Source organism: Streptomyces changchenzhani, assembly GCF_039766235.1.
GTDB lineage: Bacteria > Actinomycetota > Actinomycetes > Streptomycetales > Streptomycetaceae > Streptomyces.
On sequence record NZ_JBDHNH010000001.1, the window covers coordinates 157,239 to 173,641 of the forward strand.

The window sequence follows — 16,403 nt, forward strand, 5'->3', positions numbered from 1 at the left end:
TGGGCGGACAGCTCAGTCCGCGACGACCAGCGCCGGGGTGTCCTTCGTCAGGACCTCGCCGCGGAAGAACGCCGGGCTGTGGCGCTGCATCGCCAGCATGATCAGAACGCCGAGCAGCAGCAGGCCCACCGCGATGACGAAGACCGAGCCGACGCCGAAGACCGCGGAGCCGCTGCCGTAGGCCGGGTCCCACATGTCGTAGAGCGTCTTGCCGAAGACCGCGGTGAGGAGCGCTCCGCCGAGGACCGGGCACAGGCCCTTGAAGACGAAGTCGCGGGCCGAGCGCAGCAGTTCGTGGCGGAAGTACCAGGCGCAGGCGAACGCCGTCAGCGCGTAGTAGAAGCAGATCATGAGGCCGAGCGCGTAGATCGTGTCGACCAGGACGTGCTCGCTGACCAGGGTCATCACCGTGTAGAAGACGCCCGTCGCGACGCCTGCGACGACCGTGGCGAGGCCCGGGGTCTTGAAGCGCGGGTGCACCCGCGCGAAGGAGCTGGGCAGGGCCTCGTACGCCGACATCGCCAGGACCGTGCGGGCCACCGGGATGAACGTCGTCTGGAGGCTGGCCACGGCCGAGGCGAGGACCGCGACGAAGAGCAGGATGCCGAGCCCCGGGCCCATCACCGGACCGGCGAGCGCGGCGAAGACGTTGTCGGAGGTATCCGGGTTGGCGAGGCCGAGGCCGGTGTCGCCGGAGCCGACGACCATCTGGGCGGCGATGGCGGTGGCCAGGTAGGTGCCGACGAGCACGGCCATGGTGACGAGGGCGGCGCGGCCGGGGGTCCTGGCGCTGCCCGTGGTCTCCTCGTTGGCCGTCAGGCAGGCGTCCCAGCCCCAGTAGATGAAGATCGCCAGGGAGAGTCCGGCGGTGAAGGCGGAGAAGGACTGGACTGCGAACGGGTTAAGCCAGGACCAGGAGAAGTCCAGCGAGGTCGCGGCGAAGTCGCCGCTGCCGACCTTCTGGAAGGCCATCGTCACGAAGACGGCCAGGACCACCAGCTGGAGGCCCACCAGCGCGTACTGCACGCCCTTCGTCGCCGTCATGCCGCGGTAGCTGATCGCCGTGGCGGCGGCGATCAGGGCGAGGCAGGTGACGATGTGGACGGCCTTGCTGTCGTCCAGGGCCGCGATCGAGGCGTTGCCGCTGACCTCACCCGCGAGCAGCCAGAAGTACGAGGTGGCCACCCCCGCGAGGTTGGACAGGACGATGATCGTCGCGATGACCAGGCCCCACCCGCACATCCAGCCCAGCCGCGGGCCGAACGCCTTCACCGTCCAGGTGAAGGAGGTGCCGCAGTCCGGCATGGCGCGGTTGAGCTCGCGATAGGCGAAGGCGACCAGCAGCATCGGCAGGAAGCCGGCCAGGAAGACCGCGGGCATCTGGACGCCGACCTCGCCGGCCGTGGAGCCGAGGGTCGAGGTCAGGCAGTAGACGGGGGCCACGGTGGAGATACCGATGACCGCGCTGCCCACCAGGCCGACGCTGTCGCCGCCGAGGCCCTTGTCGCGTACGCCGCCGGTGTCGCCCGGGACGTCGACGCCCCTTACCTTGTCTCCGGCCAGGGGCCGGGCTTCCAGCTGAGTCATGAACGCGACGTTAACGGGTGCGTTTTCCACATCCGGAGGTCAGCGCTCCACTTGAAGATCCTTGTATTGAGCGGTAGCTAACCAGCTACTGGGTGATAATCAAAGGTCCAAGGTGGAGTGCATGCAGACATTGCCAGGCCATGGATGAAACTTCCGAAGTGCGGAAACCGCAACGCTGTCCGTTATGCCCGTTTCTAAAGTTTCCCGTCGGGTCGCTTCAGCGTGCTAGCCCGGCCAGACGAGCGACTGGATTTCGCTGTACGCGTGCAGGGCGTACGAGCCCACGTCGCGCCCCACTCCACTCTTCTTGAAGCCGCCGAACGGCGCCTCCATGTTGCGTCCGATGGTGTTGATCCCGACCCCGCCCGCGCGCAACCGCCCCGCCACCCGGAAGGCTCTGGCCACATCGCCCGACCAGACGTAGTCGAGCAGCCCGTAGTCGCTGTCGTCGGCCAGGGCGATGCCCTCCTCCTCCTCGTCGAAGGGGACAACGACCACGACGGGGCCGAAGATCTCCTCGCGGACGACGCGCATGTCGTTCGTACAGTCCGCGAACAGGGTGGGGGCGACGTAGAAGCCCCGGTCGAAGGCGGGGCGCTCGCCGCCCGTGACCAGCCTGGCGCCCTCCTTCTTCCCCAGTTCGACGTACGACTCGACGCGGTCGCGGTGGGCCGCCGAAATCACCGGGCCGACCACCGTGCCCCGCTCCTTCGGGTCGCCGACCGTGAGGTGGCCGACGTACTCCGCGAGCTTCTCGACCAGCCGGTCGTAGATCCCGCGCTGCGCGATCACCCGGGTGGGGGCGGTGCAGATCTGGCCGCTGTAGAAGGAGAACGTCGTGCCGATGCCCATGACCGCCGAGTCCAGGTCGGCGTCGTCGAAGACGACCGCCGCGCCCTTGCCGCCCAACTCCATCAGCTGCCGCTTCATGCCGCGCCCGCAGACCTCGGCGATGCGCCGGCCGACCGCCGTGGAGCCGGTGAAGCTGACCATGTCGACGTCCGGTGAGTCGACGGCGGCCTCGCCGACGCCGGGTGCGGACCCCGTCACGACGTTCAGCACGCCCGCCGGCACCCCGGCCTCCGCCAGCGCCTCCGCCATCCGGTAGACCGACAGCGGGTCCTGCGGGGCGGGCTTGACCACGACCGTGTTGCCCATGGCCAGCGCGGGCGCGACCTTGCCCGCCGGGTTGGCCCAGGGGTTGTTGTACGAGGTGATGCAGGTGACCACGCCCACCGGGCGGCGCACCGCCACCGCCCCCAGCACGCCGGCCCGGCCCATCGGGCCCGCCTCGTTGATCTGCGGCGCCAGCGGCGTCTCGACGGGCTCAAGGGCTCCGCGCGCGTACCGCCGGAAGCGGGCGATGCCCACGCCGACCTGCATGCCGCGTGCGATGCCGGTCGGTGCGCCGCTCTCCCGCTGGGCCAGGCGCGCGTACGGCTCGAACTCGCGCTGCATCACATCGGCGGCCCGGTCAAGGATCGCGGCCCGCTCCTCGGGCGTCGTACGCGACCAGCCCGCGAAAGCGTCCCTGGCGCAGGCCGCAGCCGCGTACACCTGCTCGCGGCTCGCCTCGGGGGCCAGGCCCACGGTCTCCTCGGTGGCCGGGTCGATCACCTCGTAGTGACCACCGCCCGGCTCGATCCACTCGCCGCCGATGAACAACCCCTGTTCCGAGCTCACTTGGTGCTCACCGTCCGGGTGTCGCGGCCCGAGCGCAGGACCGTGCCCGGCACCGCGCCCGTCACCTGATCGTCGCGGATCGTCTCCACGCCGTTGACGCGAACCGACACGACGCCGATGGCCTTGGCGTCCAGCCGTGGGCTGTCGCCCGGCAGGTCGTGCACCAGGGTGGCCGGGCCCGCCTCGATCCGCTCCGGGTCGAAGAGGACAAGGTCGGCGTGGAAGCCCTCCACGATCCGGCCGCGCTCACGCAGCCCGAAGAGCTGCGCCGGGTCGTCGGTCAGCATCTTCACGGCCTGCTCCAGCGCGACCAGCTTGCGCCCGCGCAGACAGTCGCCGAGGAAGCGAGTGGTGTACGGCGCCCCGCACATCCGGTCCAGGTGCGCGCCCGCGTCGGAACCGCCCAGCAGTACGTCCTCGTGCTCCCAGGTCTCGCGGCGCAGCTCCCAGGACGCGGGGTCGTTGTCGGTGGGCATCGGCCAAAGGACCGTGCGCAGCTCGTCGTTGGCGCAGATCTCGATGAGGCAGTGGAAGGCGTCCTGGCCGCGTTCGACGGCGATGTCGTTGACGACCCGGCCGCTGAGGCCCTCGTTCTCCTTGGAGTACGTGTCCCCGATGACGTACCGCCCGAAGTTGGCGAGCCGCCGGAAGACACCGGCTTCCTTGCTGTTGGCACGGCGCAGCATCTCGGCGCGGGTGTCGGCGTCCCGCAGCTTCTCGATCCGCTCGGGCACCGGCAGGTTGAGGATGTCGCCCCAGCCGGGGATCAGGTTGAGGGCGCAGAAGGTGCCGAGGGACATGTTCATCGGGGTGAGGATGGGCATGGTGAGAGCGACGATGCGCCCGCCGGCCTTACGGGCCCGCTCGCTCGGAATGAGCTGGCGCGGCACGCGCTCCGGTACGGAGGCGTCGATGGTCAGGACGTTCCAGTTGAGGGGGCGGCCGGCCGCGGCGCTCATCTCCACGAAGAGGTCGATCTCATCGTCGTCGAACTGGTCGAGGCAGCCCGCGACGATCGCTTCGAGCTGGGTGCCCTCGTGCTCGGCGACCGCGCGGGACAGGGCGAGGAGTTCCTCGGGCTTGGCGTGCCGGGACGGGACCGGGTGCCCGTCGCCGTCGGAGTGGGTGGAAGACTGCGTGGTGGACAGCCCCCAGGCCCCGGCGGTCATCGCGTCGTGGAACAGCCGCAGCATGTCGGCCATTTGCTGCTCGGTGGGCTGCCCGCCGACCGCGTCGGCGCCCATGACGTGGCGGCGCAGGGCGCAGTGGCCGACCATGAAGCCGGCGTTGACGGCGATGCGGCCTTCGAGGGCGTCGAGATATTCGCCGAAGGTGTGCCAGTTCCAGGGCGCGCCCTCTTCGAGCGCGACGAGTGACATGCCCTCGACCTTGCTCATCATGCGGCGCGTGTAGTCGGCGTCCTCGGGACGGTCGGGGTTGAGCGGCGCCAGGGTGAACCCGCAGTTGCCGCCGGCGACGGTGGTGACGCCGTGGTTGAGGGACGGGGTGGCGTACGGGTCCCAGAAGAGCTGGGCGTCGTAGTGGGTGTGCGGGTCCACGAAGCCGGGGGCGAGGATCAGGCCGGTGGCGTCCTCACTGGTACGGGCAGGTTCGGTGAGGGTGCCTTCTGGGGCGATGACGGCGATGCGGCCGTCTCGGATGCCGAGGTCTGCGACGTACCGGGGGCCACCGGTGCCGTCGACGACGGTCGCCGAGCGTATGAGGTGGTCGAGCATGGGTGTGGATCCCTTCTGGGGTGAGTACGCCGGGGAGGTGGTGGGGAGTGCGGGGCGGTGCGGGTGCGGTGCGGGTGCGGGTTGCCTGCGGCGCTGTCCCCTACCCGCCCCTTCCCGAAACCGGGGCAGGCCCCAGACCCCTGGACGCCCTTCGGGCGTGTCCTCAAACGCCGGACGGGCTGGAAACCCTGCCCACTTCAGCCCGTCCGGCGTTTGAGAACCGGGGTCTGGGGCGGAGCCCCAGTTACGGGAAGGGGCGGGGTGGGGAACAAAGCCCCGCGCAGCGGCGCCACCCACCCACCCGTTCAGCTGCCCGCCGCCTGCCGGAACCTCGTCGTGCGGTGCACCGGATCCGTGTCGATCTTCGGGATCACATGCTCCCCGATCAGCCGGATCGTGGTCTTCGTGTCCTCCGGCGACACCCCGATCGGCAGCCCGAACGACAGCTGATCCGCGCCCGCCTGCTCCCACCGCTTGCACTGCCGGTGCACCTCGTCGGGGTCGCCGCAGATCATCAGCTCCTCGGCGATGAGCAGCTCGATGATCTCCTCGCTGTACGCCGGCAGCAGTTCGGGCCACTGCGGAATGCCCTCGGGCCGCGGGAACGTGTCGTGGTAGCGGAAGAGCAGCGACTGGAGGTAGTTGAGGCCACCGCCGACCGCGATCTCGACCGCCTTCTTGTGCGTCTCCGCGCAGATCGCCGTGGACGTCACCATCACGTTGTCGTTGACGAAGTCACCGATCGGCTCCGCGTCCTTGACCGCGTTCTTGTACGACTCGACGACCCACTCCATGTCGGAGACCTTCTGCACGCTGAAGCCGAGGACCCCCAGGCCCTTCTTGCCGGCCATCGCGTACGAGGAGGGGGACCCGGCGGCGTACCACATGCCCGGGTGCGACTTCCCGTACGGCTTGGGCAGGATCTTGCGCGGCGGCAGCGACCAGTGCTTGCCCTGGAAGCCGACGTACTCGTCCTGGAGCCACATCTTGGGGAACTCGGCGATCGTCTCTTCCCAGATTTCCTTGGTGCCGTTCATGTCGGTCATGCCCGGCATGAAGCCAAGGATTTCGTGGCTGCCCGCGCCGCGTCCCGAGCCGAACTCGAAGCGCCCCTCGGAGAGGTGGTCGAGCATGGCGACCTTCTCGGCCACCTTCACGGGGTGGTTGACGGGGGCGAGCGGGTTGAAGATGCCGGAGCCCAGGTGGATCCGGTCGGTGGCGTGCGCGAGGTAGCCGAGGAACACATCGTTCGCCGAGAGGTGTGAGTACTCCTCCAGGAAGTGGTGCTCGGACGCCCAGGCGTACTTGAAGCCGGACTTGTCCGCCTCGATGACGTACTCGGTCTCCTCGATCAGAGCCTTGTGCTCCGCCTCGGGGTCGACCTTGGCACGTGCGGCGGGCACGTACCCCTGCACAAAGAGCCCGAATTCCAAGGAGATTCACCATCCCTTAGTGATACTGAGATCCAGCCTGTCTGACGCATCGTCAGATTGCGATGGGTCGACTGTTCCACTGCCCGCATGGACCGTCAATAGCTGACGCTTCGTCAGAAGAGACTCACGCCGGCCAGCCAGCCGCCGTCGATGACGAACGGCTGACCCGTGATGTACGAGGAGTCGTCGGCGGTCAGGAACAGCGCCAGCGCCGCCACCTCCTGCGGCTGCCCGACCCGCCCCAGCGGCACCAGCTTCTTGTACAGCTGGTCCAACCCGGCGGCCGATTCGGCAGGGTCGGCCGTGGGGTCGAGCAGGGCCGGATTGCTCATCGCGGTGTCCACCGCCCCGGGGCACACCGCGTTGACCCGGATCTTCTTGCTCGCCAGCTCCACCGCCGCCACCCGGGTCAGCCCGAGGATGGCGTGCTTGGTCGCGGCGTACGCGCCGACGTAGGCCATGCCCGTGAGGGCCGTGTAGGAGGCGGTGTTGACGATCGTGCCGCCGCCGGCCGCCGCTATCTCGGGCGCGACGGTCTTGATGCCGAGGAACGTGCCGACCTGGTTCACCTGGACGATCTGCATGAACTCCTCCAGCGGTGTGGAGAGCAGCTCGTTGAAGCGCAGGATCCCCGCGTTGTTGATCAGCCCGTCGATGTGCCCGAAGGCGTCCTTCCCGGCCTCGACGGCCGCCGCCCAGTCCGCCTCCTGGCTCACATCCAAGTGTACGTATTTCGCGGTGTCGGAGCCGAGTTCCTTGGCGAGCGCCTCGCCCTGGTCGTCGAGCACATCACCCAGCAGCACCCTCGCGCCCTCGGCGGCGAACAGCCGGGCCTCCTGCTCGCCCTGCCCGCGTGCGGCGCCCGAGATGACAACGACGCGCCCTTCCAGCTTCCCCATGCCGTACTCCTTAGCGCTAGAGCTCTAGAGCTCTAGCTGTTGAGGTGCGGAGCCACTTCGGCACCGAACGCCGCCATCTGGTCGGTCAGTTCGGCGCGGTCGCGGCTGCGGAACCGCACCTGGATCTGGTCCACACCCATCGCGCCGTACGCGCGCAGCGAATCGGCCACGGCGTCAGGCTTCCCGCTGACCGTGCGGCGCCCGACGGACCAGGACGCCTCGCCGACGTACAGCGGCTCGGTGATCGCGCCGACAGTGATCGGGTCCTCCACCCCGGCCTCGGCGCGCAGCCGCTTGAGCTTGGCGATCTGCTCGGGCAGCTTGGCCCGCGAGTCGCCCTGCGGGAGCCAGCCGTCACCCCGGACGGCGGCCCGGCGCACGGCGGCGGGCGAGGAGCCGCCGACCCACACCGGGATGCGCTCCTGAGTGGGCCTGGGCTTCTGCCCGAGCCCGCTGAAGGAGAACCGCTCCCCGGCGAACTCCGGGTACTCGTCGGGCCCCAGCGCCACCCTGAGCGCGTCGATCGTCTCGTCCAGTACGCCGCCGCGGCCGGGGAAGTCGGCCCCGAGCACCGCGAATTCCTCCTGAACGTGCCCGGCCCCGACCCCGAGGACCAGCCGACCGCCGGACAGATGGTCGAGCGTCGCGTACTGCTTGGCGGAGGCGAGCGGGTGGCGCAGCCCGACCACGGCGACATGGCTGAGCAGCAGGACCCGCTCGGTGACCGCGGCGAGGTAGGACAGGGTCGCGACCGGGTCGTACCAGACCGTGCTCATCGCGTCGGCGAGGCGGCGCGGGATCGCGACGTGCTCGCAACTCGCGATGTAGGCGAAGCCGTTGCGGTCGGCGGTGCGGGCGATCTCGGCGAGGTCATCGGGCCCGGCCTGCGCCTCCCAGGCCTCGGCGTACATGGTGCTCTGCGACTGGATCGGGAGCTGCATCCCGTACGACAGACGTCCTGTGGGAAGTATGGGAAGTATCCGCACCGGGCCGCCTCCTTCCCCTCGACCGATGGGCCGACCGTGCAGGCTCGACCGTGATGGACGGGCCCATCGTCATACCTGACGGTCCATCAGACAAGGGGCAGGAGGGTGCGGTCCGACAGCTCTGACTGCTACGCGCCGGGGCCCGCCCAGAGTCCGTCGGCGGTGAGCCCGAGCAGGTCGATGGCGTTGCCCCGCACGATCCGCTCCACCACGTCCGCGTCCAGGTGTCCCATCTGCTGCTCGCCGACCTCCTTGGACTTGGGCCAGGTGGAGTCCGAGTGCGGGTAGTCCGTCTCGTACAGGACGTTGGCGACGCCGATCGAGTCGAGGTTCTTCAGGCCGAACGCGTCGTCGAAGAAGCAGCCGTACACATGGCCCGCGAACAGCTCGGACGGCGGTCGCAGCACCTTGTCCGCCACTCCGCCCCAGCCCCGGTTCTCCTCCCACACCACGTCCGCGCGCTCCAGGATGTACGGGATCCAGCCGATCTGGCCCTCCGCGTACATGATCCGCAGGTTGGGGAAGCGCTCGAACTTGCCGCTCATCAGCCAGTCGACCATCGAGAAGCAGCAGTTGGCGAAGGTGATCGTGGAGCCCACCGCGGGCGGCGCGTCCGCCGAAGTCGACGGCATCTTCGACGAGGACCCGATGTGCATGGCGATCACCGTGCCGGTCTCGTCGCACGCCCGCAGGAACGGGTCCCACTCGTCGGTGTGGATGGACGGGAGCCCCAGGTGCGGGGGGATCTCGGAGAACGCGACGGCCCGTACGCCGCGCGCCGCGTTCCTGCGCACCTCGGCCGCCGCGAGCTCCGCGTCCCACAGCGGGACCAGGGTGAGCGGGATCAGCCGGCCGTGCGCGTTCGGGCCGCACCACTCGTCGACCATCCAGTCGTTGTACGCCCGCACCCCGAGCAGGCCCAGTTCACGGTCCTTGGCCTCGGTGAAGGTCTGGCCGCAGAAGCGCGGGAAGGTCGGGAAGCACAGGGCGGACTGGACGTGGTTCACGTCCATGTCGGCGAGGCGCTCGGGGACCGAGAAGGATCCCGGCCGCATCTGCTCGAACGTGATGACTTCGAGCTTGATCTCGTCCCGGTCGTAGCCGACGGCGGTGTCGAGGCGGGTGAGCGGCCGGTGCAGGTCCTCGTACACCCACCAGTCACCTATCGGCCCTTCGTCACCCTTCGCCCCCATCACGGGGGCGAACTTTCCCCCCAGGAAGGTCATTTCCTTCAATGGGGCGCGAACCACCCGCGGGGCGATGTCCTTGTACTTGGACGGGAGCCGGTCCCGCCAGACGTTGGGGGGCTCAACCGTGTGGTCGTCCACCGAGATTATCTTCGGGAAGGTCTCCATGTGAACCACGGTAGCGTTGATCTGACGATCCGTCAGCTCTCTGGCGGCGGACAGCTCGGTTCCGGTGCTGACGCAACCGCCACGGACAAGGCAAACTGACCCTTGCGAACGGGCGGTAACGGCAGGGGGAGTGCGATGGACGACATACCTCGGACACCGGGGAAGCGAAGTCCCGACCCCGGCCGAAGGACCGGCGCGGGCGGCTGGGAGGCGAGCTCGGCACTGCGCTTCGGCGTCCTTGGCCCGGTCCGCGCCTGGCGGGGTGATGAGCTGCTCAACACCGGATCGCCGCAGCAGCGCGCGCTGCTCGCGGCCCTGCTGCTGCGCGAGGGGCGGACCGCGACGGCCGCCGAGCTGATCGACGCGCTGTGGGGCGAGGACCCGCCGTCGCAGGCGCTGGCCGCGGTACGGACGTACGCCTCGCGCCTGCGCAAGGCGCTGGATCCCGGCGTCCTGGTCAGCGAGTCCGGCGGGTACGCGATACGGGCGGACGCCGAGACCCTGGACCTGGCGATCGCGCAGGAGCTGGCCGCCGGGGCCGAGAAGGCCCGTAACGCCGGCGACCGCCTCGCCGCCCGCGACCTGATCAACGAGGCGCTCGCGCTGTGGGACGGCGAACCGCTGGCCTCGGTCCCGGGGCCGTACGCCGAGACGCAGCGCACCCGGCTCGACGAGTGGCGGCTGCAGCTCGTCGAGACCCGCCTCGACCTGGACCTGGAGGTCGGCCACCACGCGGAGGCGATCTCGGAGCTGACCGCGCTGACCGCCGCGCACCCGCTGCGCGAGCGCCTGCGCGAGCTGCTGATGCTCGCCCTGTACCGCAGCGGCAGGCAGGCCGAGGCCCTCGCGGCGTACGCCGACACGCGCCGCCTGCTCGCCGACGAGCTGGGCGTGGACCCCCGCCCCGAGCTGGCCGCGCTCCAGCAGCGCATCCTGGCGGCCGACGCCGACCTGGCCCGCCCCGTCGAGGCGCCGCCTTCCGCGGCCCCGGCCGTGGTGCGGCCCGCCCAACTCCCCGCCACCGTGCCCGACTTCACCGGCCGCGCGGCGTTCGTCACCGAGCTCGGCGACCGGCTCGCCGGCGCGGAGTCCAGCGTCATGGCCGTCTCCGCGCTGGCCGGCATCGGCGGTGTGGGCAAGACGACCCTCGCGGTGCACGTCGCCCACGCGGCCCGCCCGCACTTCCCCGACGGCCAGCTGTACGTCGACCTCCAGGGCGCCGGGATGCGCGCGGCCGAGCCCGAGACGGTACTCGGCTCGTTCCTGCGCGCGCTGGGCACGCCCGACCCGGCCATCCCCGACACCCTCGACGAGCGCGCCGCCCTCTACCGCTCGACGCTGGACGGCCGCCGCATCCTGGTCCTGCTCGACAACGCCCGCGACGCCGCCCAGATCCGTCCGCTGCTGCCCGGCACGACGGGGTCGGCGGCGCTGGTGACGAGCCGGACCCGGATGGTCGACCTGGCCGGGGCGTACCTCATCGACCTCGATGTGATGTCCCCCGAGGAAGCCCTCCAGCTCTTCACGAAGATCGTCGGCGCGGAGCGGGTGGCGTCCGAGCGCGAGGCCGCCCTCGACGTCGTGGGCGCCTGCGGCTTCCTCCCGCTGGCCATCCGCATCGCGGCCTCCCGGCTGGCGGCCCGCCGCACCTGGACGGTCTCGGTCCTGGCGGCGAAGCTCGCGGACGAGCGCCGCCGCCTCGACGAGCTCCAGGCCGGGGACCTGGCCGTCAAGGCCACCTTCGAGCTGGGCTACGGCCAGCTGGAACCGCAGCAGGCCCGCGCGTTCCGCCTGCTCGGCCTCGCGGACGGCCCGGACATCTCGCTCGCGGCGGCGGCGGCCGTGATCGACCGGTCCCGCCAGGAGACGGAGGACCTCCTCGAATCCCTGGTCGACACGTCCCTGCTTGAGTCGGCGGCCCCCGGCCGCTACCGCTACCACGACCTCGTACGGCTCTACGCGCGTTCCTGCGCGGAACGCGACGAGCCGGCGCCGGGCGGGCGGGACGCGGCGATGTCGCGGCTGCTCGACTTCTATCTGGCGACGGCGGCGACGGTGTACGCGCTGGAGCGGCCCGGGGACCGGCTGGTGGACCATCTGGAGCCCGCCCACTGCCCGGGCCTGCACTTCGCCGACGGCCACGCGGCCGTCGACTGGCTGTACATCGAGGCCAACTGCCTGCTGGCCTGCGTCCGGCAGTCCGCCACGGGCCACACCCTCAGGCGCGCCGTCGACCTGCTCTGGGCCGCCAAGGACCTCGCCGAATCGGGGGCCAACTCCTATCAGTACGAGACGACAGCGGTGGCCGCGCGTGACGCCGCGCACGCCGCCGGCGACGCCCGCGCCGAGGGCCGCGCCCGTACGACGCTCACCAATGCCCTCCTGGTGTCGGGCCGCTTCGACGCGGCGGACGAGGAAGCCAGGCTCGCGACCCTCAGGGCCCGCACGGCCGGGGACCCGGTACCGGTCGCGTGGGCGTCCAACGACCGCGGCATCATCGCGCTCTACCAGAACCGGCACGCGGACGGCGAGCGCTATCTGCGCGACGCCATCGACAACTTCCGCGCCTGCGGGAGCCGCCCCGGCGAGGCCAGCGCCCTGTGCAATCTGTCCCGTATCCACGTCTCGATGAACCGGACGTCCAGCGCGGTCGAACTCGCCGAGCAGGGCATCGCGATCTACGACGAACTCGGCCTGACCCTGCGTCTCGCCAACGGCCGCTTCGCCCTGGGCATCGCCCTGACCGCGGCGGGCCGGCCCGACGAGGCACTCGACGAACTCGGCGAGTCACTGCTCGTCTTCCGGGACAACCGCCAGCGCCTGTGGGAGGGCACCACACATTTCCGCATCGCCCAGGCCCACCTCACCGCACAGCGCCCCGCGCAGGCGGCGCAGCACGCGGAGCAGGCGCTCGCCCTGCACTGCATCGGCGGCGACTGGATGCGCGGCAACGTCCTGACCACCCTGGGGCGGGCCCTCGACCGGCTCGGCCAGGTGGACCGGGCGCGGGCCTGCTGGCGCGAGGCGCTGAGCATCTACGAGGTGACCGGCGCCGCGGAGGCCGACGAAGTACAGGCGCTTCTGACGCCGATGACGGCTGCCTGAGACCATCCACCGGGTCGTTCATCGATTGTTTATCGGCACCCGGCATCCTTCAGTTCAACGAACTGTCGTGCCGGGGGGCCGACGGTTCGCAGAGGGCCTCACCGCTATGGTGAACGACCCCCGACGCCCGTTCGAGGACCCCCGGGGGAGTCATCGAACGGGCGTCGACCGACTTGAGAACCGCACACAACGGGAGACGAGCATGAGCAACGCCAAGAAGGACGAAGAGATCACCACCCAGGACAATCACGCCGGGACGCCGGGCACGGGCAAGCCCAAGCCCAAGATCACTCCCCAGGACAACCACGCCGGTTCCGAGGGTGCGGGCAAGATCACGACCCAGGACAACCACGCGGGGTCCGAAGGAGCCTGAGGCTTCGGACCGAACGGGGGCGGGGAACGACCGCGGTGGCGCGGAGGGGATGCCACCGCGGTCGCCGCATGTCCGGGGGGCATCACATGCCCACCGAGCAGTCGCGGACTGCGGCTTCCCGCTCGACGAACCACTGCTCGATCTTGCGCAGCCGCACACCGTCGACACGGATCAGCCCCGCCACGTACTCGCTGACCGAAATCCCTCGGGTCACAGCGGCACACCTGGCCGCCTCAGCGATCTCGTCGTCCACCCGGATACACATCTGCGTCTTCGCCATCCCGGCAAGGTAGCGCTGCCAGAACGGCTCACGCATGAGTGAGTGGCGGTGGGAGTACGAACCCGACGAGGCTCATACCGGCGTAAGTCACGGTCCGGCGTAACAGGTCATACGCGCCCCTGGTCCCGCAGCTCCGTCTTCAGGACCTTGCCGCTCGCGTTGCGCGGCAGCTCCGTCACGAACTCGACCTCCCTGGGCACCTTGTAGTTCGCCATCTCGCGGCGCGACCAGGCGATCAGGTCGTGCGCCGTGAGCGTCGATCCCGGGCGGCGGACCGCGTACGCCTTGCCCGTCTCGCCGAGCCGCGGGTCCGGGATGCCGACCACCGCAACATCGGCGATGTCCGGGTGCAGGCCCAGGAGTTGCTCGATCTCCGCCGGGTACGCGTTGAAGCCGCCGACGATGAACATGTCCTTGATCCGGTCGGTGATCCGCAGATTGCCCGCCGCGTCCAGTACGCCGATATCGCCGGTACGCAGCCACCCGTCCGGGGTGAACGCGTCCGCCGTGCCGACCGGGTCCTCGAAGTAGCCCCGCATGACATTGAAGCCCCGCACCAGGACCTCGCCGGGTGCGCCCGGCTCCCCCACGACCGTGACCTCCGTGCCCGGGATGGCCCGGCCCGAGGTGGCCGCGATGGTCTCCGGCGGGTCGCCGCGGCGGCACATCGTCACGATGCCGGACGCCTCGGAGAGGCCGTACGCCGTGAGGACCGTCGCGATGTGCAGCTCGGAGCGGAGGCGTTCGACGAGCTGGAGCGGGACGACCGCGGCGCCCGTCACCACCAGGCGCAGGGCCGACAGATCGTGGTCGTCGCGGGCCGGGTGGTCGAGGAGCGACTGGTGGAGGGTGGGCGGTCCCGGCAGGACCGAGATGCGTTCGGCGGCGATGTTCGCCAGCACTGTGTCGACGTTGAAGACCGGCTGCGGGATCATCGTCGCGCCGCGCATCAGGCAGGCGATGATGCCCGCCTTGTAGCCGAAGGTGTGGAAGAACGGGTTGACGATCAAGTAGCGGTCGCCCTCGCGCAGGCCCGCCAGGTCGCACCAGATGTCGTAGCCGCGCAGCGTCTGCTCATGCGTGATCACCGCACCCTTGGGGCGGCCCGTGGTGCCCGAGGTGAAGATGATGTCGGACGGGGATGCCGCGTCGATCGCGTCGGCGCGGGTGCGGACCTCGGCGGCCGACACCGCCTCGCCGGAGGCCAAAAAGTCCTTCCAGGTAAGGAAGTTCTCCGGGGCGTCGTCCGCGAGGACCACCACCTCCCGAAGGTGCGGGAGGGACGGGAGCGGGCCGGTGCCGGAGCCCTCCGTCGTCGCCCTGCGCAGGGAGGCGACGTACGACGTACCGAGAAAAGTGCCCGTGACGAAGAGGAGCTTGGCGCGGCTGCTCCCCAGGACGTACGCCGCCTCCGCGCCCTTGAAACGGGTGTTGAGCGGGACCAGGACCGCCCCCGCCGTCACCGCGCCGAGCGCGCAGACGATCCAGTCGAGGGTGTTGGGGGCCCAGACCGCGACCCGGTCACCGGGCTCGACACCGCGGGCCATGCAGGCCGCGGCGGCCCGTTCGACCCGCTCGCCCAGTTCGGCGTACGAGACACGGGTGCGGCCGTCGACCACGGCCTCACGCTCGCCGTACCGCTCGGCGGCGCCGCGCACCAGCTCCGGGATGCTGTCCCACTCGACGTCCGCGCCGTTCGCGCTGTTCGCCCTGTTCGCGCCCATAACAAGCCCTCCCACAGCAGTAGCTGACTATCTGTCAGATTAGCGGTAGCCTGACGCGCTGTCAGTAGCCGTGACCATCGCGGAGGGGCACATGGCGACGCTCAAGGATGCGACAGCGATAGTCGGCACGGGGCAGACGCCCTTCGCCAAACACCTCCCCCAGTCCGAGAAGACCCTGGCCTGCCAGGCCATCCTCGCCGCGCTCGCCGACGCCGGGATCGACCCCTGCGAAGTGGACGGCATGGCCTCGTACACGATGGAGGAGACCGACGAGGTCGAGGTCGCCAAGTCCATCGGCGCCGGCGACATCACCTTCTTCTCCAAGGCCGGTTACGGCGGCGGCGGTTCCTGCGCCACCGTCGCCCACCTCGCCGCGGCCGTCACCACCGGGCAGGCGAGCGTGGGCGTGGCCTGGCGCTCACGCAAGCGCGGATCGGGCCCGCGCCCCTGGAAGAACACCACCGCCCAACTGCCCACCCCTGCCCAGTGGACGCGCCCCTTCGGCCTGCTGCGGCCCGCGGACGAGATAGGGATGCTGGCGCGCAGATATATGCACGAGTACGGCGCCACCCGCGACCACCTCTTCAATGTCGCCCTGGCCTGCCGGAACCGCGCCAACCAGAACCCCGCCGCGATGATGTACGACCGCCCGCTGACCCGCGAGATGTATATGACGGCCCGCTGGATCAGCGACCCGCTGTGCCTCTTCGACAACTGCCTGGAGACCGACGGCGCGCTGGCCTGCGTCATCGTCTCCGCCGAGCGGGCCCGCGACTGCCGGCAGAAGCCGGTGTACGTGCACTCCGTCGCGCAGGGCCTGCCCGCCCAGCACCACGGGATGGTCAACTACTGGAACGACGACCCACTGACCGGCCCCTCCTGGACCGCCGCCCGACAGCTGTGGAAACAGGCCGACTTCGGCCCCGACGACATCGACGTCGCCCAGATCTACGACGCCTTCACCCCTCTCATCCCCCTCTCCCTGGAGGGCTACGGCTTCTGCGGGCGGGGCGAGGGCGCCGCGTTCACCGAGGGCGGCGCCCTGGAGAGCGGCGGCCGGCTGCCGATCAACACCGGTGGCGGGGGCCTGTCCGAGGCGTACGTCCACGGCTTCAACCTCATCACCGAGGGCGTCAAGCAACTGCGCGGCACCAGCACCGCGCAGGTTCCCGGCGCCGCCACCTGTCTGGTCACCGCGGGCGAGGGTGTGCCCACCTCCGCGATTCTGCTGAGGAGTTGAGA

12 protein-coding genes are annotated in these 16,403 nt (G+C 70.3%); 3 read left to right on the plus strand and 9 right to left on the minus strand.

From position 1 onward, the window contains the following. Nucleotides 1-12: 12 nt before the first annotated feature. The 7 genes from ABCR94_RS00830 to ABCR94_RS00860 form a co-directional block, all read right to left on the minus strand. The gene (locus ABCR94_RS00830; RefSeq protein ID WP_347117000.1) at nucleotides 13-1,587 is read right to left on the minus strand and encodes an APC family permease; all 1,575 of its coding nucleotides are present in this window, start codon (nucleotides 1,585-1,587) and stop codon (nucleotides 13-15) included. A 225-nt stretch (nucleotides 1,588-1,812) separates the two neighbouring features. Further along, nucleotides 1,813-3,270 carry an aldehyde dehydrogenase family protein gene (locus tag ABCR94_RS00835; protein ID WP_347117001.1) on the minus strand — a complete coding sequence of 486 codons (1,458 nt, stop codon included), beginning with the start codon at nucleotides 3,268-3,270 and terminating at the stop codon, nucleotides 1,813-1,815. Continuing rightward, nucleotides 3,267-5,006: an N-acyl-D-amino-acid deacylase family protein gene (locus ABCR94_RS00840; protein ID WP_347117002.1), complete on the minus strand. Its 1,740-nt coding sequence runs from the start codon at nucleotides 5,004-5,006 to the stop codon at nucleotides 3,267-3,269. The genes ABCR94_RS00835 and ABCR94_RS00840 overlap by 4 nt, the downstream gene beginning before the upstream one ends. A gap of 305 nt (nucleotides 5,007-5,311) precedes the next feature. Continuing rightward, nucleotides 5,312-6,439 carry an LLM class flavin-dependent oxidoreductase gene (locus tag ABCR94_RS00845; RefSeq protein WP_347117003.1) on the minus strand — a complete coding sequence of 376 codons (1,128 nt, stop codon included), beginning with the start codon at nucleotides 6,437-6,439 and terminating at the stop codon, nucleotides 5,312-5,314. Between the two features lie 113 nt (nucleotides 6,440-6,552). Then, nucleotides 6,553-7,338: an SDR family NAD(P)-dependent oxidoreductase gene (locus ABCR94_RS00850; RefSeq protein WP_347117004.1), complete on the minus strand. Its 786-nt coding sequence runs from the start codon at nucleotides 7,336-7,338 to the stop codon at nucleotides 6,553-6,555. A 32-nt stretch (nucleotides 7,339-7,370) separates the two neighbouring features. Further along, nucleotides 7,371-8,279: a TIGR03619 family F420-dependent LLM class oxidoreductase gene (locus ABCR94_RS00855; protein WP_347118406.1), complete on the minus strand. Its 909-nt coding sequence runs from the start codon at nucleotides 8,277-8,279 to the stop codon at nucleotides 7,371-7,373. Between the two features lie 173 nt (nucleotides 8,280-8,452). Further along, nucleotides 8,453-9,679 (minus strand): amidohydrolase family protein, encoded by a 1,227-nt coding sequence (locus ABCR94_RS00860; protein ID WP_347117005.1) that lies wholly within the window; start codon nucleotides 9,677-9,679, stop codon nucleotides 8,453-8,455. Nucleotides 9,680-9,814: 135 nt separating this feature from the next. Between ABCR94_RS00860 and afsR the strand changes: the two genes are divergently transcribed. Together afsR and ABCR94_RS00870 are read left to right on the plus strand one after the other, a co-directional pair. Then, complete coding sequence (afsR, locus tag ABCR94_RS00865) at nucleotides 9,815-12,784, plus strand: SARP-family global regulator AfsR (RefSeq protein ID WP_347117006.1); 2,970 nt, start codon at nucleotides 9,815-9,817, stop codon at nucleotides 12,782-12,784. Between the two features lie 202 nt (nucleotides 12,785-12,986). Beyond that, nucleotides 12,987-13,157, plus strand: coding sequence for a co-regulatory small protein AfsS (locus ABCR94_RS00870; RefSeq protein ID WP_347117007.1), 171 nt, complete (start codon nucleotides 12,987-12,989; stop codon nucleotides 13,155-13,157). Nucleotides 13,158-13,239: 82 nt separating this feature from the next. Here the strand turns inward: ABCR94_RS00870 and ABCR94_RS00875 are convergent, their stop codons facing one another. Beyond that, entirely contained in the window at nucleotides 13,240-13,437 is a 198-nt protein-coding gene (locus tag ABCR94_RS00875) for a hypothetical protein (protein ID WP_347117008.1), read from the minus strand. Between the two features lie 107 nt (nucleotides 13,438-13,544). Next, nucleotides 13,545-15,161, minus strand: a complete 1,617-nt coding sequence (locus ABCR94_RS00880) for a FadD3 family acyl-CoA ligase (protein WP_347117009.1) — start codon at nucleotides 15,159-15,161, stop codon at nucleotides 13,545-13,547. Nucleotides 15,162-15,252: 91 nt separating this feature from the next. Between ABCR94_RS00880 and ABCR94_RS00885 the strand changes: the two genes are divergently transcribed. Further along, the gene (locus tag ABCR94_RS00885; protein WP_347117010.1) at nucleotides 15,253-16,401 is read left to right on the plus strand and encodes a lipid-transfer protein; all 1,149 of its coding nucleotides are present in this window, start codon (nucleotides 15,253-15,255) and stop codon (nucleotides 16,399-16,401) included. The last annotated feature ends 2 nt before the right edge of the window (nucleotides 16,402-16,403 follow it).